At 67.1% G+C, this 19,835-nt stretch carries 17 protein-coding genes; 12 read left to right on the top strand and 5 right to left on the bottom strand.

Features of this window, described 5'->3' with window-relative positions; genetic code table 11:
* Positions 1 to 130 precede the first annotated feature (130 nt).
* Positions 131 to 3,502, bottom strand: a complete 3,372-nt coding sequence (locus tag DA1_RS05020) for a mechanosensitive ion channel domain-containing protein (RefSeq protein WP_034391385.1) — start codon at positions 3,500 to 3,502, stop codon at positions 131 to 133.
* Between the two features lie 372 nt (positions 3,503 to 3,874).
* Between DA1_RS05020 and DA1_RS05015 the strand changes: the two genes are divergently transcribed.
* From DA1_RS05015 to DA1_RS05005, 3 genes are read left to right on the top strand one after another with little or no spacing between them, the layout of a single operon-like run.
* Complete coding sequence (locus DA1_RS05015) at positions 3,875 to 5,797, top strand: PrkA family serine protein kinase (protein WP_034391387.1); 1,923 nt, start codon at positions 3,875 to 3,877, stop codon at positions 5,795 to 5,797.
* 46 nt (positions 5,798 to 5,843) lie between these two features.
* Positions 5,844 to 7,112, top strand: coding sequence for a YeaH/YhbH family protein (locus tag DA1_RS05010; RefSeq protein ID WP_012204248.1), 1,269 nt, complete (start codon positions 5,844 to 5,846; stop codon positions 7,110 to 7,112).
* The gene (locus tag DA1_RS05005) at positions 7,109 to 8,737 is read left to right on the top strand and encodes a SpoVR family protein (protein WP_012204249.1); all 1,629 of its coding nucleotides are present in this window, start codon (positions 7,109 to 7,111) and stop codon (positions 8,735 to 8,737) included. Before DA1_RS05010 ends, DA1_RS05005 begins: the two co-directional genes overlap by 4 nt.
* Before the next feature lie 12 nt (positions 8,738 to 8,749).
* Here the strand turns inward: DA1_RS05005 and DA1_RS05000 are convergent, their stop codons facing one another.
* Together DA1_RS05000 and DA1_RS04995 are read right to left on the bottom strand one after the other, a co-directional pair.
* Entirely contained in the window at positions 8,750 to 9,058 is a 309-nt protein-coding gene (locus DA1_RS05000) for a hypothetical protein (protein WP_034391390.1), read from the bottom strand.
* A gap of 62 nt (positions 9,059 to 9,120) precedes the next feature.
* A complete protein-coding gene (locus DA1_RS04995; protein WP_034391392.1) occupies positions 9,121 to 10,452 on the bottom strand; it encodes an ammonium transporter in 1,332 nt (443 codons plus the stop codon).
* 229 nt (positions 10,453 to 10,681) lie between these two features.
* Between DA1_RS04995 and blaOXA the strand changes: the two genes are divergently transcribed.
* On the top strand, positions 10,682 to 11,482 hold the full coding sequence (gene blaOXA / locus DA1_RS04990) for a class D beta-lactamase (protein WP_255288103.1): 801 nt from the start codon (positions 10,682 to 10,684) through the stop codon (positions 11,480 to 11,482).
* Positions 11,483 to 11,520: 38 nt separating this feature from the next.
* On the opposite strand, the gene DA1_RS04985 is transcribed toward blaOXA, so the two are convergent.
* A complete protein-coding gene (locus tag DA1_RS04985) occupies positions 11,521 to 12,261 on the bottom strand; it encodes an SOS response-associated peptidase (protein ID WP_034391396.1) in 741 nt (246 codons plus the stop codon).
* Between the two features lie 122 nt (positions 12,262 to 12,383).
* Here DA1_RS04985 and DA1_RS04980 point away from each other — a divergent pair, with 122 nt between their 5' ends.
* Positions 12,384 to 12,791 (top strand): hypothetical protein, encoded by a 408-nt coding sequence (locus tag DA1_RS04980; RefSeq protein WP_034391398.1) that lies wholly within the window; start codon positions 12,384 to 12,386, stop codon positions 12,789 to 12,791.
* Between the two features lie 39 nt (positions 12,792 to 12,830).
* Here DA1_RS04980 and DA1_RS04975 read toward each other — a convergent pair whose 3' ends face one another.
* Positions 12,831 to 13,634, bottom strand: coding sequence for a PhzF family phenazine biosynthesis protein (locus DA1_RS04975; protein WP_034391399.1), 804 nt, complete (start codon positions 13,632 to 13,634; stop codon positions 12,831 to 12,833).
* 216 nt (positions 13,635 to 13,850) lie between these two features.
* Between DA1_RS04975 and DA1_RS04970 the strand changes: the two genes are divergently transcribed.
* The 7 genes from DA1_RS04970 (at position 13,851) to DA1_RS04940 (ending at position 19,835) form a co-directional block, all read left to right on the top strand.
* Complete coding sequence (locus tag DA1_RS04970) at positions 13,851 to 14,450, top strand: TetR/AcrR family transcriptional regulator (RefSeq protein ID WP_012204257.1); 600 nt, start codon at positions 13,851 to 13,853, stop codon at positions 14,448 to 14,450.
* 78 nt (positions 14,451 to 14,528) lie between these two features.
* Positions 14,529 to 15,719 carry an NAD(P)/FAD-dependent oxidoreductase gene (locus DA1_RS04965; protein WP_013803503.1) on the top strand — a complete coding sequence of 397 codons (1,191 nt, stop codon included), beginning with the start codon at positions 14,529 to 14,531 and terminating at the stop codon, positions 15,717 to 15,719.
* A 51-nt stretch (positions 15,720 to 15,770) separates the two neighbouring features.
* Positions 15,771 to 16,199 carry a helical membrane plugin domain-containing protein gene (locus DA1_RS04960; RefSeq protein ID WP_034391401.1) on the top strand — a complete coding sequence of 143 codons (429 nt, stop codon included), beginning with the start codon at positions 15,771 to 15,773 and terminating at the stop codon, positions 16,197 to 16,199.
* A gap of 184 nt (positions 16,200 to 16,383) precedes the next feature.
* Positions 16,384 to 17,295 carry an O-acetylserine/cysteine exporter gene (locus tag DA1_RS04955; RefSeq protein WP_012204260.1) on the top strand — a complete coding sequence of 304 codons (912 nt, stop codon included), beginning with the start codon at positions 16,384 to 16,386 and terminating at the stop codon, positions 17,293 to 17,295.
* 244 nt (positions 17,296 to 17,539) lie between these two features.
* Positions 17,540 to 17,866 (top strand): DUF3649 domain-containing protein, encoded by a 327-nt coding sequence (locus tag DA1_RS04950; RefSeq protein WP_012204261.1) that lies wholly within the window; start codon positions 17,540 to 17,542, stop codon positions 17,864 to 17,866.
* A complete protein-coding gene (locus DA1_RS04945) occupies positions 17,863 to 19,506 on the top strand; it encodes a PepSY-associated TM helix domain-containing protein (protein WP_034391403.1) in 1,644 nt (547 codons plus the stop codon). Before DA1_RS04950 ends, DA1_RS04945 begins: the two co-directional genes overlap by 4 nt.
* On the top strand, positions 19,503 to 19,835 hold the full coding sequence (locus tag DA1_RS04940; RefSeq protein WP_034391404.1) for a DUF3325 domain-containing protein: 333 nt from the start codon (positions 19,503 to 19,505) through the stop codon (positions 19,833 to 19,835). The genes DA1_RS04945 and DA1_RS04940 overlap by 4 nt, the downstream gene beginning before the upstream one ends.

Below are 19,835 nucleotides of genomic sequence, written 5' to 3'. Positions count from 1 at the left end.
GAGGAAATGAAGGGGGAGGAAATTTTTCAGAATGATCCTAGGATATATGAGTCACGGTGATTTGAGGGTGGAATGCCGTGGTGCCCATGGCCCGCCACTCCATGGGTCGAGAGTGGCGGGTTTCAATGTCTCATGCAGCCGGCTGGGGCGGTGTCTGCGGCGCCGGCTGCCCCGCAGGATTTGCCGGCATGTTGCGCACATGCAGGTCCAGCTGCGGGAAGGCCACGGCAATGCCAGCGTCCTTGAGCCGGTCGTTGACGCGGCGGTTGAGGTCGTGGCGCACGGGCAGGCGGTCTTCGACCTTGCCCACGTAGGCGCGCAGCTCGAACCGCTGGCCGTTGCCTTCCAGCGCCATGAACCAGCAGTTGGGCTCGGGTTCGCGCAGCACCTGGGGGTGTTCCCTGGCAATGCCCAGCAGCATGTCGCGCACTCGCTCGGGGTCATTGCCGTGGGCCACGGGCACGTCGATCACCAGGCGGGTCACGTCGTCGCTCAAGGTCCAGTTCGTCACCTGGCCGGTGATGAAGGTCTTGTTGGGGATGACGATTTCCTTGTTGTCGAAGTCCAGCACCGTGGTGGCCCGCGTGCGGATGCGCGTGACGGTGCCGGTGAGGGTGTCGATGGTGATGACATCGCCCACGCGGAAGGGCCGCTCCACCAGCAGGATCAGGCCCGAGACGAAGTTGGCGAAGATCTCCTGCAGGCCAAAGCCCAGGCCCACGGTGAGCGCCGCCACCATCCACTGCAGCTGGCCCCAGCGCAGGCCCAGCAGCGTGAAGGCGCTGACCGTGCCCGCGATGGTGATGGCGTAGCGCGCCAGCGTGGCCAGGGTGTAGCGCGCGGAGCTGCTGATGCGGTTGGAGGCCGACAGCGTCACTTCCAGCAGGCCCGGCAGGTTGCGTGCAAAGCTGAAGGTGAGCAGCAGGATCATCACGCCCAGCAGCGCGTCCATCAGGCTCACGGGGGCGGCATGCGCAATGCCGTCGGCGCCGGTGTTGGTGGTGTACCAGAGCACCACGCCTTCGGAGCGCAGCAGCGCAGGCAGCACGGGCAGCCAGGCGTAGACCAGGGTCAGCACGACCAGCACCTGCTGCAGCAGGCCCAGCAGCCGGTGCGCCTGGGCGCCCACGGTGACCAGGGCCATCTGGGTGGCTTCGTCGGTGGGTGCCTTGCCGGTGTCCACGCCCGAGCCGCTCTGGGCCAGCCTGGCGGCTTCGCGCAGCCGGTTCAGCGCCAGGCGCCGTTCGCCCAGCAGCAGCCAGCGCCGCAGCAGGTTGACCACGACCTCGACCGCGCCCAGGAACACGAAGCTGGCCATCAGGGCCTGGATGAATTCGGTGGCCGTGTAGACATAGCCGAGCACGATGCCCACGGCCAGCGCGCTGAGCATGAGCATCAGCACCACGCTGACGATCTGGCCCCAGTGGATGCCGGGCCGCTTTTGCTGCATGACACGGCGAAAGTACAGCCAGGCCATCCAGGCTAGGCCCAGCGACAGCATGAGGATGGAGATGCGGCCCCAGGTGCTGATGGCGTGGTTGTCATGGCTGTAGAAGGCCAGGCCGCCCAGCAGTTCGGCGGGCACGATCAGCCAGGCGGCGCGGCGCACCATCTGGCGCAGCATCTGCACGCGAGCGGCCGGCCAGCCGAAGTGGGCCAGTGCCAGTCCGCCCGGGCAGAACAGGGCGTTGAGCAAGGTGGCCACGAAGATGAAATCGCTGAGCTGGACCAGGGTGGCGCCCAGCGGCTCCAGCGCCGTGCCCACGGTTTCGGGGCCTTGCAGCAGGCTGCCCAGCGCCGCGGCCGCAAAGCTCCAGGGCAGGGTGTAGAGCAGGCTCCAGCCCAGCGCGAGCAGGCTCAGCCCGAAGTTGTCGCGCATGAAGTCGCCCACGCGCACGGCGATGGCCTGCAGCTGGCGCAGCGCGTAGCGGCGCAGGCCCAGCAGCAGGGCCACGATCAGGCCGACGGCGCCAAAGGCCCAGGGATCGTTCCAGATGCTGGCGGCCAGGGCGCGCGCGGTTTTCCAGGGGGAGCTGCTGCCTTCGATGTCCTGCTCCAGCGCCTGCCACTCGCTGAGCCAGGTGCGGTCCATGGGGCGGTGGCTGGGGAACCACAGCAGTTCCTTGTCCAGCACCTGGCGCAGTTCGTTGCCGCTGCGCAGGGCGGCGCGCAGGGCTTCATCGGTCTGCTCCAGCACGGCAATGCGGCGCAGCAAAACGGGCTGCAATTGATCGGTGAGCGCCACCTGCCGGGCCAGCAGGGCGGTCTGCTGTGCCGAGGTGGATGCATTGATGGCAGTGGTGACGCTTGCGGCAGGCTCAGGTGCCGCCACGCCGCCTGCATCCGCAGCGTCGGCCGGGGCCTGTGCCGCCGTGTCCGCGCCCGGGTTCTGGCGCCATTTGCTGGAGTTGAACAGCATCAGCCGCAGCTCGGCCAGTTGGCGCTGCACGGCGCGGTGCCTGGACTGCAAGGTGTTGCCGGAGGACAGCTCCACGCGCTGCTGCCACAGCCACTGGCCCACGGCCGCGCTGCCACCGCCCAGCCGCAGGCGTGCCTGGGTGTCGCGCAGCGTGGCGCTCAATTGGTCGCGGACATATTCGTCATTGGCCAGGGTCTTGCGCTCCTGCGCCAGTTCATTGGAGTTCTTGAGGATCTGCGCGGCCAGCGCCGCATTGCGCTGGGCCAGGTCGCGTATGGCGGGATCGGCGGCGGAAGCGTGCTGGGCGGCCAGCTCCATCTCCTGCACCTGTTGCTCCAGTTGCTGGCGGCTGCGCTCGGCAATGCGCTGGGTCAGCCAGGCGGCGCGCGGCATGCGCTCCAGCAGCTCGCGGCGCTGGGCCTGCAGCTGGGCGGCCAGCAGGCGCTGGCGGGCTTCGATGGTGGACTGCTCTTCCTGGCGCAGCGCCAGCTCCAGCAGGGCGCGGCGGTGCTCCGCGCTGCGCCGTGCCTGGCGGGCCTGGGTGAGGTCGGGGGCCTCGCCGGGCTCGGCGGTCACGGGCTCGGCGTTTTCCTGCGCGCGTTGTTGGAGGATGGACAGATCGATGCGTCCCGGGCCGGGCTGGGACACCAGGTTGGCCTGGTCGGCCGCGGATTTTTCGATGCCCACCTTGAGTGCGGCGATGGCATCGCGCTCATCGGCCAGCAGGCGTTCCAGCACTTCCTGGCTGGCGTTGGCGGGAACGCGTTCCTTCCAGCGATCGAACAGGCTGCCCAGCTGCTCGTCGCTCAGCGGCGCGGGCAGGGCCGGCACGGGCGTGCGTGCCCTGGCGCGCAGGCGGTCCAGTTCCTGCGCCAGCGCATCGGCTTCCTTTGTGGCCGATGCGGCGGCATCCAGTTGGGCCTGAATGGCGTTGCTTCGTTCCTTGTCGGACGCGGAGCCACCGCCCAGCGTGCCCTGCAAGGCACCCAAAGGGCCTGCTGCCGGTGCGGCCTTGGCCAGGCCCGGTGCCAGCAGGGCGAGCAGCAGGCCGAGCACCAGGCACATGGCCCACAGCAGGTGCATCGGCGTCACGGCAGCCAGTTTGCGCGATGGGCGACCGGCGGCAAGTAGGGGGTTGTCGGCAGGAGACATCGGTTCTGAATTCGGGCCTGTGCCGCTGTGTGAGTGCGGACTATCATTTGTCAAAAGTGGGAGCGTCAGGCGCTGTATTCACGGGCCTTGCTGAAGGCCCGGCTGGCTCAAGCCCCTGTCCCGGCGCCGCAAAAAGCGGGGTAGTCCAGGAACCTGACATTGTGACCTCGCGCGCAATGCAGACATGTGGGACGTATGAGCTATTCAAAGCCGATGCAAGGTGCTACAACAGTTCCACACGGTAGCGAATGCCTTGCAACTTCGCGGCACTGTTCGCCCTCGGGTGCCGCCGGGAGAGGTCGTATGGATGTCATCAGCAACTCGGCTGCACGTTACGTTCGCCTTCGCGAAGAAGAGATGTCGCTGGACGAATTTCTCGCCCTGTGCCAGCGCGATCCCATGGCTTACGAAGGTGCTGCCCAGCGCATGCTGGCAGCCATCGGCGAACCTGAAATGGTGGACACGCGCAATGATCCACGCCAGTCGCGGCTGTTTGCCAACAAGGTCATCCGGCGCTATCCGGCCTTCGCCGAGTTCTACGGAATGGAAGACTCCATCGAGCAGGTGGTGAGCTTCTTCCGCCATGCGGCCCAGGGCCTGGAAGAGCGCAAGCAGATCCTCTATCTGCTGGGTCCCGTGGGCGGTGGCAAGAGCTCCATCGCCGAGCGCCTCAAATACCTGATGCAGAAGGTGCCGTTCTACGCCCTCAAGGGCTCGCCCGTGAACGAGTCGCCCTTGGGCCTGTTCGATCCAATGGAAGACGGGCCGCTGCTGGAGGAGCAGTTCGGCATTCCCCGGCGCTGCCTCAACCATGTTCTGTCGCCCTGGGCCGTCAAGCGCCTGGAGGAGCTGGGCGGCGACATCCGCCAGTTCCGCGTGGTCAAGCGCTATCCCAGCATCTCCAGGCAGGTGGGCATTGCCAAGACCGAGCCCGGCGACGAGAACAACCAGGACATCTCCAGCCTGGTGGGCAAGGTGGACATCCGCAAGCTGGAGAACTTTGCCCAGGACGACACCGACGCCTACAGCTACTCGGGCGGCCTGTGCCTGGCCAACCAGGGCCTGCTGGAGTTCGTGGAAATGTTCAAGGCGCCCATCAAGGTGCTGCACCCGCTGCTGACGGCCACGCAGGAGAGCAACTACAAGGGAACGGAAGGCTTTGGCGCCATTCCCTTCGACGGCATGGTGCTGGCCCACAGCAACGAGAGCGAGTGGAAGGCCTTCCGCAACAACCGCAACAACGAGGCCTTCCTGGACCGCGTCTACATCGTCAAGGTGCCGTACTGCCTGCGCGTGTCGGAGGAGGTGCGCATCTACGAGAAGCTGATCCGCGAGTCGTCCCTGGCCAGCGCCGTGTGCGCGCCCGGCACGCTCAAGATGATGGCCCAGTTCGCCGTGCTCACGCGGCTGAAGGAGCCCGAGAACTCCAGCATCTTCAGCAAGATGCAGGTGTATGACGGCGAAAGCCTCAAGGACACGGACCCGCGCGCCAAGAGCTTCCAGGAGTACCGCGACTATGCGGGCGTGGACGAGGGCATGTCAGGCATCTCCACGCGCTTCGCGTTCAAGATCCTGTCCAAGGTCTTCAACTACGACAGCACCGAGGTGGCGGCCAACCCGGTGCACCTGATGTATGTGCTGGAGCAGCAGATCGAGCGCGAGCAGTTCCCTGCCGAGCTGGAGACCAAGTACACCAGCTACATCAAGGAATACCTGTCGCCGCACTATGCCGAGTTCATCGGCAAGGAAATCCAGACCGCCTATCTGGAGAGCTACAGCGAGTACGGCCAGAACATCTTCGACCGCTACGTCACCTACGCCGACTACTGGATACAGGACAGCGAGTACCGCGACAACGATACCGGCGAGGCCTTCGACCGCAACGCGCTCAACGCCGAGATGGAGAAGGTCGAGAAGCCCGCGGGCATTGCCAATGCCAAGGACTTCCGCAACGAGATCGTCAACTTCGTGCTGCGCGCGCGGGCCAACAACCAGGGCAAGAACCCCAGCTGGACCAGCTACGAGAAGCTGCGCGTGGTGATCGAGAAGAAGATGTTCTCCAATACCGAGGAGCTGCTGCCCGTGATCAGCTTCAACGCCAAGGCCAGTGCCGAGGACGCGCGCAAGCACGAGGACTTCGTCACCCGCATGGAGGCCAAGGGCTATACGTCCAAGCAGGTGCGCCTGCTGTGCGAGTGGTACCTGCGCGTTCGCAAGAGCAACTGACGGGTGGGTGCGCCGCCCTTCGGCGCGCCCGGGCTGGGGGGAACAGATGGCATTGCAAATCATCGATCGCAGGCTGGCCGGCAAGAACAAGTCGGTGGGCAACCGCGAGCGCTTCGTGCGCCGCTACAAGGCGCAGATCGCCGAGGCGGTGCGCCGCGCGGTGGACAAGCGCGGCATCCGCCACATGGAGGAGTCCGAGAGCGTCTCCATCCCGCGCAAGGACATCCGCGAGCCCGTGTTCCACCACGGGCAGGGCGGCGTCCATGACACGGTGCACCCGGGCAACACCGAGCATGTGCGCGGCGACCGCATTGCCCGGCCGCAGGGCGGCGCAGGTGGCGGCGGCTCCCAGGCCAGCGACAGCGGCGAGGGCGAGGACGACTTTACCTTCACCCTGACCAAGGAAGAGTTCATGGAACTGTTCTTTGAAGACCTGGCCCTGCCGCGCCTGCTGCGCACCCACATCGGCAACACCATGCAGTACAAGACGCGCCGCGCCGGCTACAGCCACGACGGCACGCCGCACAACCTGGCCCTGCTGCGCACCATGCGCGGCGCCCTGGGTCGGCGCATTGCGCTGACCAAGGCGCCGCACCGCGAACTCAAGGCACTGGAAGAGCAACTGCAAGCGCTGCTGGCGCAGGACGATGGCACCAGCGAGGCGGCGGCCGAGCTGCAGCAGCGCATCGATGCGCTGAAGCTGCGCATGGGCACGGTGGCCTTTCTCGACCCCATCGACCTGCGGTTTCGCAACCGCACGCGCGTGCCTGCGCCCATCAGCCAGGCCGTGATGTTCTGCGTGATGGATGTGTCCGGCTCCATGGACCAGGATCGCAAGGACCTGGCCAAGCGCTTCTTCATCCTGCTGTACCTGTTCCTGACACGGCACTACGAGAAGATCGACATCGTCTTCATCCGCCACCACACGCAGGCGGCCGAGGTCAGCGAGGACGAGTTCTTCCACTCCCAGGAAAGCGGCGGCACGGTGGTCAGCAGTGCGCTGGTGCTGCTGGACCAGATCATCCGCGCGCGCTATCCATCCGGGGACTGGAACATCTACGTGGCCCAGGCCAGCGATGGCGACAACTTCGGCGACGACGGCTCCAACTGCCGCAACCTGCTGGTCGAGAAAATCCTGCCGCTGGTGCGCTACTTCGCCTATGTGCAGGTGGTGCAGGAAGAGCAGAGCCTGTGGCAGGAGTACAGCCAGGTGCTGCCGCTGTTCTCGCACTTCGCCATGCGCAAGGTGTCGGACGCCAGCGAGATCTATCCCGTGTTCCGCGACCTGTTCAAGAAAGAGGGGGTATCGGTATGAACCTCTCTCACTATCCCGTGCTGGCGCCCCGCCATGCCACGCCGCAGTGGAAATCCCATCTGGCCAGCGACCGGGCCCAGCGCATCGTGCCCTCCGCGCCGCTGCCGGCGGGGGCGCGGCCAGCCGAGCCTCTGCCCGATCCCAGCGACTGGACCTTCGAGCTCATCGAACGCTATCACGCAGCGATTGCGGCCACGGCAGAGCGCTACGGCCTGGACACCTATCCCAACCAGCTGGAAGTGATCTCGGCCGAGCAGATGATGGACGCCTACGCCAGCGTGGGCATGCCCGTAGGCTACCGCCACTGGAGCTATGGCAAGGAATACATGGCGACGGAGAGGCGCTACCGGCGCGGCCACATGGGCCTGGCCTACGAGATCGTCATCAACTCCAACCCCTGCATCAGCTATCTGATGGAGGAGAACACCACCGCCATGCAGGCCCTGGTGATCGCCCATGCGGCGTACGGCCACAACAGCTTCTTCAAGAACAACTACCTGTTCGGCATGTGGACGGATGCGGGCAGCATCATCGACTACCTTGTCTATGCGCGCGACTTCATCTCCCAGTGCGAGGAGCGCCACGGCCTGACGACGGTGGAGCAATGGCTGGACTCCTGCCACGCGCTGTCCAACCTGGGCGTGGACCGTTACCGCCGCCCCTCCAAGAAAAGCCTGGCGCGCGAGCGGGCCGAGCGCGAGCAGCGCGAGGCCTATGCCCAGCAGCAGGTCAACGAGCTGTGGCGCACCCTGCCGGCCCGCCCGGGCAAGGACAGCGCGGCGCAGCACAGCGAGCGCTTTCCCAAGGAGCCCGAGGAAAACCTGCTGTACTTCATCGAGAAGAACGCCCCGCTGCTGGAGCCCTGGCAGCGCGAGATCGTGCGCATCGTGCGCAAGATCGCCCAGTACTTCTACCCGCAGCGCCAGACCCAGGTGATGAACGAGGGCTGGGCCACGTTCTGGCACTACACCCTGCTCAACACCCTGTACGACGAAGGCTGGCTGACCGACGGCGTGATGATCGAATGGCTGTCCTCCCACACCAACGTGATCTACCAGCCCCCGGCCGGACACCGCGCCTACAGCGGCATCAATCCCTATGCGCTGGGCTTTGCGATGTACCGCGACATCCGCCGCATCTGCCAGGACCCGACCGAGGAAGACCGCCGCTGGTTCCCCGACCTGGCCGGCACGCCCTGGCTGCCGGCGCTGCACCACGCCATGCAGAACTTCAAGGACGAGAGCTTTGTCGGCCAGTACCTGAGCCCGCAGCTGATGCGCGACATGCGCCTGTTCTCCATCCATGACGATGCCAGCGAACGCGAGCTGCTGGTCAGCGCCATCCACGACGACGACGGCTACCGCACCCTGCGCCAGACCCTGTCGCAGCAATACGACCTGGGCGCGCGCGAGCCCAATATCCAGGTCTGGAACGTGAACCTGCGCGGCGACCGCTGCCTGACCCTGCGCCACACGCGCTACCAGGGCCGGCCCCTGTCCGACGATGCGCTGGAAGTGCTCAAGCACGCAGCGCGCCTGTGGGGCTTTGGCGTGCAGCTGGAAAGCGTCAACGGCGATGGCGACGCGCCCGTGCTGCTGCACTCCGTGCCCGCTCCACCGGCCTGATCAAGCAAGACGCTAGCGCAGCGTGCCCACGTACTTGCGGTTTTCTGCGCGCTGGCGCATCAGCTCGCCGGCGCGCTGCATGAGCGGCGAGCGCTCGGCGGGCCCGGCCAGCGCGGCATTCCAGGCCGCTTCGAAGCGATGGGTCCATTCCACCAGTTCGGGCGTGCTGCGCGTCCCTTCCTGCTCCCGGGCGAAGCGGATGATTTCGGCGGCGTATTCGGCATTGGCTGCCAGCCATTCGGTATCGGTCACGCGGCCGCAGCTTCTGCGCAGCAGCACATGCAGGTGCGCGGCAATGGCCAGGAGTTCGCTTTCGGGCATGTAGTGGGCACTCCTTCGGTTTGACGATCATCGGGCGCCAGGCCGCTTTGCGGCTCGGCCGTTCATCCACTCAGGCGCTCGCGGTGCAGCGCCAGGTCCAGGCCCTGCAGCTCGCTTTCCTCGTCCACGCGCAGGCCGATCAGCATGTCCAGCAGCCACAGCAGCACGGCCGTGGCCACCAGCGTGAACAAGGCCACGGCCAGCACGCTCACGGCCTGGGTGAGCACGCTGCCCTGCACGCCGCCGATCTGCGGACTGGCAAACACGCCGGTGAGCAGCGAGCCCACGATGCCGCCCACGCCATGCACGCCAAACACATCCAGCGAATCGTCCGCACCCAGCAGCCGCTTGAGTCCCGTGGCGCCCCAGTAGCAGGCGACACCGGCGATCAGGCCGATGCACAGCGCCGACAGCGGCGTCACGAAGCCGGCCGCCGGCGTGATCGCCACCAGCCCGCCCACCAGGCCCGAGCACAGCCCCAGCAGCGTGGCCTTGCCGCGCACCACATACTCGGCCAGCGACCAGGCCAGCGCGCCCGCGCTGGCGGCAATGTGGGTGACGGCCAGTGCCAGGGCCGCGCGGCTGTCCCCGGCCAGCGATGAGCCGGCGTTGAAGCCGAACCAGCCCATCCACAGCAGGGCCGCGCCCATCATGGTCAAGGCCAGGTTGTAGGGCTCGAAGGGCTCGTGCCCGTAGCCGCGGCGCGGCCGCAGGAACCAGGCGCAGACCAGGCCGGCCACGCCCGCGTTCACATGCACCACGGTGCCTCCGGCAAAGTCCAGCGCGCCCATGCGCGCCAGCCAGCCCCCGGGCTCCCACACCCAGTGCGCCACCGGCGCATAGACCAACAGGCTCCACAGGCCCACGAAGATCAGCATGGCACCGAAGCGCATGCGCTCCACCCAGGCGCCCACCAGCAAGGCGGCGGTGATCACGGCAAAGGCCAGCTGGAACATGGCATAGGCCGCTTCGGGCACATGCGGCGCCAGGTGGCTCACGGCCACCAGGCCCTTGGCGGCGTTGAAATCCAGCCCCGCGAACCAGGCGCGCGAATCACCGCCTATCCACGCATTGCCGGGCGTGAAGGCCAGCGAATAGCCGAGTGCAAACCACAGAATGCTCACCAGGCAGGCAATCGCCACCACGCTGGCCATGGTGTTGAGCACGTTCTTGCGGCGCACCATGCCCGCATAGAACAGCGCAATGCCGGGCAGCGTCATCAGCAGCACCAGCACGGTGGCCGTCATCAGCCAGACCGTGTCCACGGCGCTGATGGACTCCACCGCCACCAGCGACGGCCGCGTGATCGCCTGCTCGGCCGCCCGCGCCGCACCAAGGACTGCAGCCCATCCTCCCCCCACCAATGTTCTCAATGCCCGTGCGCACCTGTGCATGCAATGACTCCCTTGTTTGTTGTGGTCATGGGGCCGTCTGCCGTTGCCGCCATGGCTGCATTGGCCGGCCTGCAGCGGCCTTGCACAAGTCGTGCCAGCGCACACGGGGCCCTTGGGGCCCGTGCGATGCTGCCGGAACACCAAAACGGGAAAACCGCGAGTCAAAACAGGGCAGCCGGGCAGGCGGTGCACCATCGCCGTGCGGTGGTGCAGCTCTTAAACTGCCTGCATGAATCGAAGAAATCTGATGTGCGCCGCGCTGCTCGCCTGTCTGTCACAGGCGGCGCTGGCGGCTGCCGAACTGCAGGACAAGCCCGAGTGGGACCGCTTCTTTGCCGATGCCAAGGTCGATGGCAGCATCGTCGTGGTCGATGCCAGAGGCCAGGCCGAAGCCGTCTACGTCCACAACCGTGACCGCGCGGCGCGGCGCTACTCGCCCGCTTCCACCTTCAAGATCCCGCACAGCCTGTTCGCGCTGGACGCCGGGCTGCTGCGCGATGAATTCCAGCGCATTCCCTGGGATGGCGTGAAGCGCCAGTTGCCGGCCTGGAATGCCGATCAGGACCTGCGCTCGGCCATGCGCAACTCCACCGTCTGGGTGTACGAAGGCTTTGCCAGGGAGCTTGGCAGCGCGCGTGAGGCTGCCTACATGCGCAAGATCGACTACGGCAATGCGCTGGCCACGGGCGAGCAGCCGTTCTGGGTGGAAGGCGACCTGGCCATCTCGGCGCTGGAGCAGGTGGCCTTCCTGCAGCGGCTGTACCGCAATCGGCTGCCATTGCCGGTGGAGCACCAGCGGCTGGTGAAGGACGTGATGATCAACGAGGCAGGCCCGGACTGGATACTGCGCGCCAAAACCGGCTGGACGGGCCGTATCGGCTGGTGGGTGGGCTGGGTGGAATGGCCTGCCGGCCCCGTGTTCTTCGCCATGAACATGGACACGCCCCACCGGCTGGCCGACCTGCCCAAGCGCCAGGGCATCACGCGCGACATCCTGCGCTCCATCAACGCGTTGCCCAAGGCTCCGTAGCGCGCGGGACAAGGGCTATGCGTCAGCCCATCAGCCCATCAGCCCATCAGCCCTGGAGGCCGCTTGTCGGCCTTTCGCTCCACCGGATTGGCGGTGAGCCAGTTGGAGGGGTACTGGCGCATGAACTCGCGCGCCTTTTCCACGCGCGCGTTGAGCCAGGCGTCGTAGGCGCCTTCGTTGAGAATCGCCGGCATGCGCTTTTCCGCGCCGGGCTGCTGGTAGCGGTGCAGCAGCGCATGGCTGTTGGCGTTGACCGTGAGCAGGGCGTAGCTCAGCAGCACCTCGCCGTCCGGGCCCGTCCACTGCGCCCACACGCCGGCCACGCCCATGGGCTTGCCGTCGATGCGCGAGATGCGCGTGGGCAGGGCCTTGCCGTTGCGGTAGTCATCCTCGAAAAAGGCGGCCATGGGCACGATACAGCGCTGGCCATTGAGCCAGGCATCGCGGAAGGCCTGGGCCGTGGACACCGTTTCGGAGCGCGCATTCACCAGCTTGAGCGCGCGCAGCCGGCCGTCCGACGCCGACTTCACCCAGTGCGGCACCAGGCCCCATTGGGCGGCAACCAGCTCGCGTGCGGCAGTGGTGGGTGCTGCAGGCGGTGTGTCGGGAGCTGCAGGTTCTGCCTGTTCAGCGGCTGCCTCTGCAGCCACGGCGACGCTGCGGATGAAAAAGCCGGACTTGCGCGGCGTCATGTTGCGCTCGCTGGCCGCGGGCGCTTCCACGTCGAAGGCGTCGCGGTAGGCGTCGGCTTGCGACAGGGATTCGTAGTGGGTACTCATGCGCGGATGGTACCTGCGTGTCTCGGGGGTATCGGCAAGGCGAGAGACTATTCCCTGCGCATTGCGAGCCCGGTGCCGCGGCCGGGCCGATACACTGCCGCGGATCTGGAAAGGAAGCGTGAATGCGGATATGGGTACTGGGCCTTGCAGGCCTGTTGAGCGGCTGCGCAATCTCTGCAGGCATGTGCGATGCCCTGGGTCCCGGCACAACCGCGTCGCTGGTCCTGCCCCAAGGTGCCTCGGCCGAGCAGGCCTTTGCCTGCCTTGACGAAGCCATGGCTGGCAACGAGGGCGCCTACCACCTTGGCAACGGCCATGCCATCCGCGACACCCGGGCGGGCGTGCTGGAGACGGCTGACTACGGCGCGCCCAACGTGGCGGGCTTTCGGCTGAGGGCCGAGGTTTCCAGGAGCAAGCCAGCCACTCTGGATCTGTCACTGCGCGGGGCGGGTGCCTATTGCACCGACCTGGGCGTGGACAGGGAAATGGCCCGCCTTGTCGATGGCGCCGGTCGCTGCCTTCGGCGCTGATGCGCCTTCCGCGTCGGCTCCATCGGGACGAGCCCGGTGTCAGACGGTGATCGTCCCGGTCAGGTAACGCGCGCAGTGGCCAGCCACCTCGACGCTGGCATCCGTCACTTCGCAAAACAGCGTGCCCGTGCGGCGCGAGGCCTGGTGGCCGACCAGACGGTTCTTGCCCAGCCTGCCTGCCCAGTAAGGTGCAAGCGCCGCATGGATGGAGCCCGTGACGGGATCTTCCTCGCCGCCATTGGCGGGCCAGAAGTAACGGCTGACGAAGTCATACGAGGCGCCCGCATCCGCAGGCGCCGTCACCACCACGTCCAGCGGTCCCAGCGATTTGAGGCGCTCCAGGTCCGGCTTGACGGCCAGCACATCGGCCTCGGCGGCGTAGACCGCCACGTAGGCCTGCTGGTTCACAAGATAGGCCGTGGGTGCGGGCGTCAGGCCTTCGCGCAGCGCGGCAGGCACCTCGTCCACAGGCTTGGCGTCGCGGCGCGGGAAGGTCATGACGATGCGTCCGCCATCCTCCTGCGTGGCGGTGACCTTGCCCACGGCAGCGGCCCAGAACGTGATGCTGCGCAGCGCGGGGTCGGCCTCGAACAGCACGAAGGCGCTTGCCAGCGTGGCATGGCCGCAGAACGCGATCTCCGTGAGCGGGGAGAACCAGCGGATCTCAAAGGCGTCGCGCTCGGCACTCCAGACCAGGAACGAGGTTTCCGAGAGATTGTTCTCTGCGGCAATGGCCTGCAGCATGGAATCGGCAAGCCATGCATCCAGGGGAATGACGGCGGCCTGATTGCCCTTGAATCGTTCCGATGTGAATGCGTCGATGACGTGGATGGGGAGTTGCATTTGCAAAAGGCCTTTGGGTCGGATTCGTGTGCAGCCCGTCATTGTTGTCTCTGTCTCCAATGGCTGCGCGCGGATTCTACGGTCCCGCAGGGCAATGGCCGGGAATGGGCAAGGCATTGCGGCTGATGCACTGGGTACCGTCTTTTCTGGAAAACCCTGTGTAGTTTGCAAGTGCTTGTGAAAATAGAATGAAGATTCGTTCTACGATCATTTCCCATGCAAGACGAGGCCTGGACCTTCTTTCCGCATGCGGGTTCGCGCCATGTGCAGACGCTGCGCGTGGCGCTCAGGCTGTTTGTGGAGCGGGGCTTCTTTAATACCTCGATACAGGACCTGTGCGCCGAGGCCGGCGTGTCCATCGGTTTCTTCTACAACCACTTTGCCGACAAGGAAGGCATTGCGCGCGAGCTGTACCGGCATTTGCTGGCGCGCATGAATGTGCTGCTCGACGATATCGAGGAGCGGCACGCGGGCAGCGCCCAGCGCTGCCGCGAGGTGCTGCGCATGCTGTTCGGGCTGGCCGAGGCAGAGCCCGAGGCCATGGGCTTCGTGGTCAATGCGCGCCACCGCGAGTTTCTGCCCGACGAGCAGGCCATCTGCTCGGCCTCGGCCTTCGTGCGCATGCGCGGCTTCGTGTTCGCCGGCATGACCGATGGCGAGATCCGCCAGATGGAGCCCATGGTGGCGGCCAGCCTGATGTACGGCAGCGCGATCCGCATGATCTGCCTGCGGCTGGACGGCATCATCGACACGCCCATAGAGCCCCTGTTCGACGCGCTCTGGGACGGGGTGTGGCGATCGCTCAAGCCTGACTGAGCGGCGCATTTTCCGGCGCTGGCGCCGTGCGGCGCCAGCGGTTGTTCCACTGAGGCGAAAGCACAAGGAGTAGCAGGGATGGCGCATCACATCTTGATCATCGGAGGTGGCATTGGCGGCACCATGACCGCCAACCACCTGGTCAGCAAGCTGTATCCGGAGGTGGTCACGGGCAAGGTGCGCATCACCATGCTGTCGAACTCGCCCTGGCATTACTACAAGCCGGCCTTCATGTACGTGGCCTTCAATGCCTTCTTCCGCGACGAACTGCGGCGCAGGCAGCGCGGCCTGCTGCGGCCCGAGATCGACTTCCAGGTGGAAGAGGTGGAACGCTTCGACTTCGCGCTGCAGGCCGTGCACTGCAAGAGCGGCAAGCGCTTCGGCTACGACCATCTGGTGATCTCCACGGGCTGCGTGCCCTCGCCCGAGCGCATCGAAGGCCTGGCCGAGGCCGGCGACCACTTCTACCAGCACGCGCCCGCGCGGCAGCTGGCCGACAAGCTGGCGCGCATAGAAAAGGGCCGCATCTTCGTCACCGTCACCTTTCCCAAGACGCCCAATGTGCCGCACCAGTGCGGCATCGCGCCCATAGAGACCACGCTGATGCTGGACGACCTGCTGCGCCGGCGCGGCGTGCGCGACAAGGTGGAGATCGTCTACACCTATCCCACGGTCTCGCAGCTGCTGCGCAACTGCCTGTTCCTGCAGAAGGACACCTGCGAGATCCTGCCCACGGTGTTCGAGCAGCGCGGCATTCGCCACCAGCGCGGCTTCACGCTGGCGCGCGTGGACCCCGAGGCCAAGGTGGCTCATTCGGAAGAGGGCCAGGCCGAGGACTTCGACATCCTCATGGCCACGCCGCCCATACGCGCCGTGCAGGCCGTGCGCGACTGCGGCCTGTCGCAGGCGCAGGATGGCGAAGGCTGGCTGCCCACCGACCACGAGACCATGCAGGTGCTGGGCCAGAGCCATGTCTATGTGCTGGGCGATACGGTGGACCTGCCGGTGAGCAAGGCCGGCGGCGCCTGCCACAACCAGTCGCCCGTGGTGGTGAACAACATCGCCTCGCAGATCCGCTTCGGCCGCACCAGCGATGCCTACGACGGGCGCGTGGTGGCCATCGCCCAGATGGGCCTGGACGGCGGCATGCCGCTTTGGTACGACTACCAGGTCGACGTCAAGCCCACGCCGCCGACCAAGGTCGGCTCGATGATGCGCAAGGGCTTCAACCGCGGTATGTACTGGGCCGTGGCCCGCGCCCTGGTCTGAGGCCAGGGCCTTTGCATTGTCATTCCAAGCACGAAGACAAGGAGCACCGAGATGAACATCGCTTCCGACATTCCCGTGGCGCAGCCCGCCGCCGGCGGCCTGCTGCAGGACGACGCCGCGCTGCAGGGGCTGGCCGAACTGATGGGCAAACTGGAGCCGCTGCTGGCGGGCCGGCGCCTGAACCGCGTGGTCGATCTGCTGTCGGCCACGGCGGACCTGGTGGACATGGCAGACGACTACATGGTCGAGAAGGTCGCCAAGGCCTTCGAGGATGGCGTGGGCGGGGCCTGGGCCGCGGGCAATGCCGCACGCATGGCGGCGGCCCAGGTGCAGGCCATGGAGGAAACGCCCACCCTGATCGGCCTGATGCGCATGGCACGCGAGCCCGATGTGCGGCGCGGCCTGGCCTTCATCCTGGCCATGGCCGGCGCGCTGGGGCGCCAGCATGCCCACGATCCCATCGACTACGCGGCGGACTGAAACGCAGGGCCGAGCCACGGCCGCCCGGCAGTGCACGGGCTGCGGTGGTACAAACGCCGGGGGCGGATGTGATCCGCCCCTTTTCTTTTTGCCCATTGCCCGCCATGCCTTCTTCCTGTTCCTTGCCGGTGCTGCCGGCCGCTGTCCCTGACCATTGCAGGCCCCGCCGCACCGAGGGCAGGGCATGACCGCGCAGCACCTGAGCCGTGGCGACTGGGCGCGTGCGCTGCTGGTCATCCTGATCTGGGGCACCAACTTCGTGGCCATGAAGTTCGGTCTGCTGACGCTGTCGCCCATGCTGCTGAGTGCGCTGCGCTTTGTGGTGGCGTCGCTGCCCTTTTTGCTGTTCGTGCGCCCGCCCAAGTCGGTGGGCTGGCGCTATCTGGCCGCCTATGGGCTGGTGCAGGGCGTGGGCCAGTTCGGCATGCTGTTCCTGGGCCTGAAGCTGGGCATGCCGGCCGGCATGGCCTCGGTGGTGCTGCAGACGCAGGCCTTCGTCACGCTGCTGCTGGCCGCCTTCCTGCTGGGCGAGCCCGCGCGCCTGTGGCATTGGCTGGGCCTGGTGGTATCGCTGGGCGGGCTGGTTGCCATTGGCAGCGCCCATGGCGAAGGCGACAACGCCATGACGCTGGCCGGCTTTTTGCTGACCGTGGGCGCAGCCTGCATGTGGGCCGTGTCCAACATGATCACGCGCTATGCGGCGCGCAGCGGCCCCTACGAGCCCTTCCCCTTCATCGTCTGGAGCAGCATCTTTCCCATCGCGCCGCTGATGGCCCTGGCCGTCTGGACCGATGGCGCGGATACGGTCGTGCAGCAACTGGCGGGGATCGACCTGACCGCCGTGGCCTCCATCCTGTACCTGGCGCTGCTGGCCACGCTGCTGGGCTACGGCCTGTGGACGCGCCTGCTGCAGCGCTATGCGGCCGGCACGGTGGCGCCGCTGTCTCTGATGGTGCCCGTGGTGGGCCTGGTCTCGGCCATGCTGCTGCTGGGCGAGCGGCCTACCTTGATGCAGTGGATGGGCACGCTGGCCGTGCTGGCGGGCATGGTGATCAACCAGTTCGGCGGGCGCTGGCTGGCGGGGCGGGCGCGATAGGGGAACAGGCGCCAGGGAGATGGCCGGGGCCGGTGACAGGAGGCCGGCTTTGCATTTCTTTAAATGACTCGGGTAATAAAAATAATTATCATTCCCGCTCTTTGAGAGGCGGCGTGCTCCAGGCGCGCGGCCAACGCCCGGCGCCGCACAGACCTTGAACTGTTGTGGCGCCTTTGTCCGTCCGGGCCTGCGCTGCGGCCACGGCGTCCATGACGGGCAACGATCCGCAAGAAAGGTCATCCCCATGCAAGCCTCGACCCCGGGAGGGTCCTCTCCATCCTTGCTGCGCTACCGCGTGGCCGTGGCCTCGCGCGCCTTGGCGGCGATCGGCGGCGGCTATCTGCTGTCGGCCGCCTGCGCCGCTACGGGCGCGCGCGCCATGGTCTGGCTGGGCGTGGAACGGGCCGATGCGGCGCTGGGCTCGACGCTGCTGGCCTTCATCATCTACGCCGTGGCGGCCATGTGGGCCTTTGGCTGCGCCAGCGCCTGGCGCGCCTGGGCCGTGATCGGCCTGCCGGGCGCGGGCCTGGGACTTCTGGCCTGGATGCTGTCGAACGGAGCCGCCGCATGAGGGCAGACGGCAAACCCGAGGGACTGCGCCAGTCCATGTCCTGGCTGCACACCTGGAGCGGCCTGCTGCTGGGCTGGCTGCTCTACGCGGTGTTCTTCACGGGCACCCTGAGCTATTTCCGCGACGAGATCAACGACTGGATGCGGCCCGAGCTGCACGGCTCGGTGCAGGACGCCGACACCGCGCAGCGCGCATTGAACGCCATGCAGCGCATCGCGCCGGAGGCCACGACCTGGACGCTGGGCCTGCCCGGCCCGCGCCAGGTGGCGGTGGCCGCATCCTGGCGCGAGCCCGGCGCCGCCACGGGCCGCGCAGGCACCAAGCGCGCCGAGATCGACGCCGCCACGGGCGAGAAGCTGGAGCCGCGCGAGACACGCGCCGGCAACTTCTTCTACCGCTTCCACTTCGAGCTGCACGCCATGCCGCGCATCTGGGGCCGCTGGATCGTGGGCTTCGCCACCATGCTGATGTTCGTGGCCATCATCACGGGCGTGATCACGCACAAGAAGATCTTCACGGACTTCTTCACCTTCCGCCCGCGCAAGGGCCAGCGCTCCTGGCTGGATGCGCACAACGCCACGGCCGTGCTGGCATTGCCGTTTCACATCGTCATCACCTTCAGCGGCCTGGTGCTGCTGATGTTCATGCTCATGCCCTGGGGCATACAGGCGGCCTACAACGGCGACACCAATGCCTACTTCGCCGATGTGCGCGGGGCACGCGGGCAGGCGGCCAACCAGGGCCCGGGCGCGCGCGGTGGCAAACAGGAGCGCCAGGCCGCCGCGCTGGCCGATATCGCGCCCATGATGGCCGAGGGCGCGCGCCGCTGGCCCGAGCACGGCGTGGGCAGCATCACGGTCAACGCGCCCGGCACCTCGCGCGCGGTGGTCGAACTGCGCGAAGGCGGTGGCATGAGCCTCATCAACCGCGGCCAGTCCGAGACCCTGCGCTTCGACGGCGTGACCGGCCAGTTGCAGGCCAGCCCCGAGGCGCCCGCCATCTCCTGGGTGCGTGCCACCGGCAACGTGATCACCGGCGTGCACCTGGGCCGCTTTGCCGAGCCGGCCATGCGCTGGCTGCTGCTGCTCAGCGGCGTGGTCGGCACCTTCATGGCCGCGTCGGGCATGGTGCTGTGGGTGGTCAAGCGCATGCCCGAGCGCCGCAAGCTAGGCCGCACGCCCTTCGGCCACAGGCTGGTGGAGGTGCTCAACGTGGGCTCCATCGCGGGCCTGTCGGTGGCCGTGGCCGGTTTCTTCTGGCTCAACCGCCTGCTGCCCGTGCCCATGCAGGCGCGCAGTGATTGGGAGATCAACGGCTTCTTCATCATCTGGCTGCTGTGCCTGCTGCATCCGCTGCGGGTCTCGCACCGCAATGCCTGGCTGCAGCAGATGGCGCTGGCCGCCGTGCTGTATGCGCTGCTGCCCCTGCTCAACCTGCTGACGGGCGGTGCTTCGCTGGTGCAGACCCTGGCCAACGGGCAGTGGAGCATCGCCAGCTTCGAGCTGCTGATGCTGGGCCTGGCCGCCATCCACGGCGTGGTGGCCTGGTGGCTGCTGCGCGGCAAGCCGGCAGCGGCTGCAGTGCCCCGCACGCAAGCCCGGGCCGCCAGCCATGCCCCCACGCTGGAGCGCGCGTCATGATGATTCTTGCCACCCTTTGCCTGGCCTTTGCAGGCTTTGCCGTCATCGCCGCTTCCATGGACCGGCACCAGGACCAGCTGGGCACCGAAGGCCTGGCACCCGCGCGCCTGAAGGCCTGGCGGCTGGCCGGCTACGCGCTGCTGGCCCTATCGCTGGCGCCCTGCCTGCTGCGCTGGAATGCCTCGGTAGCCTTGGCCGCCTGGCTGGGCCTGCTGACCTTTGCGGCCCTAGCCTTGGGCCTGCTGCTGACCTATGCGCCGCAGTTCGTGCGGCGTGTGGCGGCCGCTGCAGCGGCGGCGGGGCTGCTGGCCTGGCTGGTGGCTGGCTGA

The organism is Delftia acidovorans NBRC 14950 (assembly GCF_001598795.1).
GTDB classification, from domain to species: domain Bacteria; phylum Pseudomonadota; class Gammaproteobacteria; order Burkholderiales; family Burkholderiaceae_C; genus Comamonas; species Comamonas acidovorans.
This window is presented reverse-complemented; position numbering and strand designations above follow the sequence as displayed.

Coding starts and splice junctions, on each gene's coding strand:
- DA1_RS05020 (WP_034391385.1), bottom strand. CDS start 3,502: ATGCACCTGCTGTGGGCCATGTGCCTGGTGCTCGGCCTGCTGCTCGCC.
- DA1_RS05015 (WP_034391387.1), top strand. CDS start 3,875: ATGGATGTCATCAGCAACTCGGCTGCACGTTACGTTCGCCTTCGCGAA.
- DA1_RS05010 (WP_012204248.1), top strand. CDS start 5,844: ATGGCATTGCAAATCATCGATCGCAGGCTGGCCGGCAAGAACAAGTCG.
- DA1_RS05005 (WP_012204249.1), top strand. CDS start 7,109: ATGAACCTCTCTCACTATCCCGTGCTGGCGCCCCGCCATGCCACGCCG.
- DA1_RS05000 (WP_034391390.1), bottom strand. CDS start 9,058: ATGCCCGAAAGCGAACTCCTGGCCATTGCCGCGCACCTGCATGTGCTG.
- DA1_RS04995 (WP_034391392.1), bottom strand. CDS start 10,452: ATGCACAGGTGCGCACGGGCATTGAGAACATTGGTGGGGGGAGGATGG.
- blaOXA (WP_255288103.1), top strand. CDS start 10,682: ATGAATCGAAGAAATCTGATGTGCGCCGCGCTGCTCGCCTGTCTGTCA.
- DA1_RS04985 (WP_034391396.1), bottom strand. CDS start 12,261: ATGAGTACCCACTACGAATCCCTGTCGCAAGCCGACGCCTACCGCGAC.
- DA1_RS04980 (WP_034391398.1), top strand. CDS start 12,384: ATGCGGATATGGGTACTGGGCCTTGCAGGCCTGTTGAGCGGCTGCGCA.
- DA1_RS04975 (WP_034391399.1), bottom strand. CDS start 13,634: ATGCAACTCCCCATCCACGTCATCGACGCATTCACATCGGAACGATTC.
- DA1_RS04970 (WP_012204257.1), top strand. CDS start 13,851: ATGCAAGACGAGGCCTGGACCTTCTTTCCGCATGCGGGTTCGCGCCAT.
- DA1_RS04965 (WP_013803503.1), top strand. CDS start 14,529: ATGGCGCATCACATCTTGATCATCGGAGGTGGCATTGGCGGCACCATG.
- DA1_RS04960 (WP_034391401.1), top strand. CDS start 15,771: ATGAACATCGCTTCCGACATTCCCGTGGCGCAGCCCGCCGCCGGCGGC.
- DA1_RS04955 (WP_012204260.1), top strand. CDS start 16,384: ATGACCGCGCAGCACCTGAGCCGTGGCGACTGGGCGCGTGCGCTGCTG.
- DA1_RS04950 (WP_012204261.1), top strand. CDS start 17,540: ATGCAAGCCTCGACCCCGGGAGGGTCCTCTCCATCCTTGCTGCGCTAC.
- DA1_RS04945 (WP_034391403.1), top strand. CDS start 17,863: ATGAGGGCAGACGGCAAACCCGAGGGACTGCGCCAGTCCATGTCCTGG.
- DA1_RS04940 (WP_034391404.1), top strand. CDS start 19,503: ATGATGATTCTTGCCACCCTTTGCCTGGCCTTTGCAGGCTTTGCCGTC.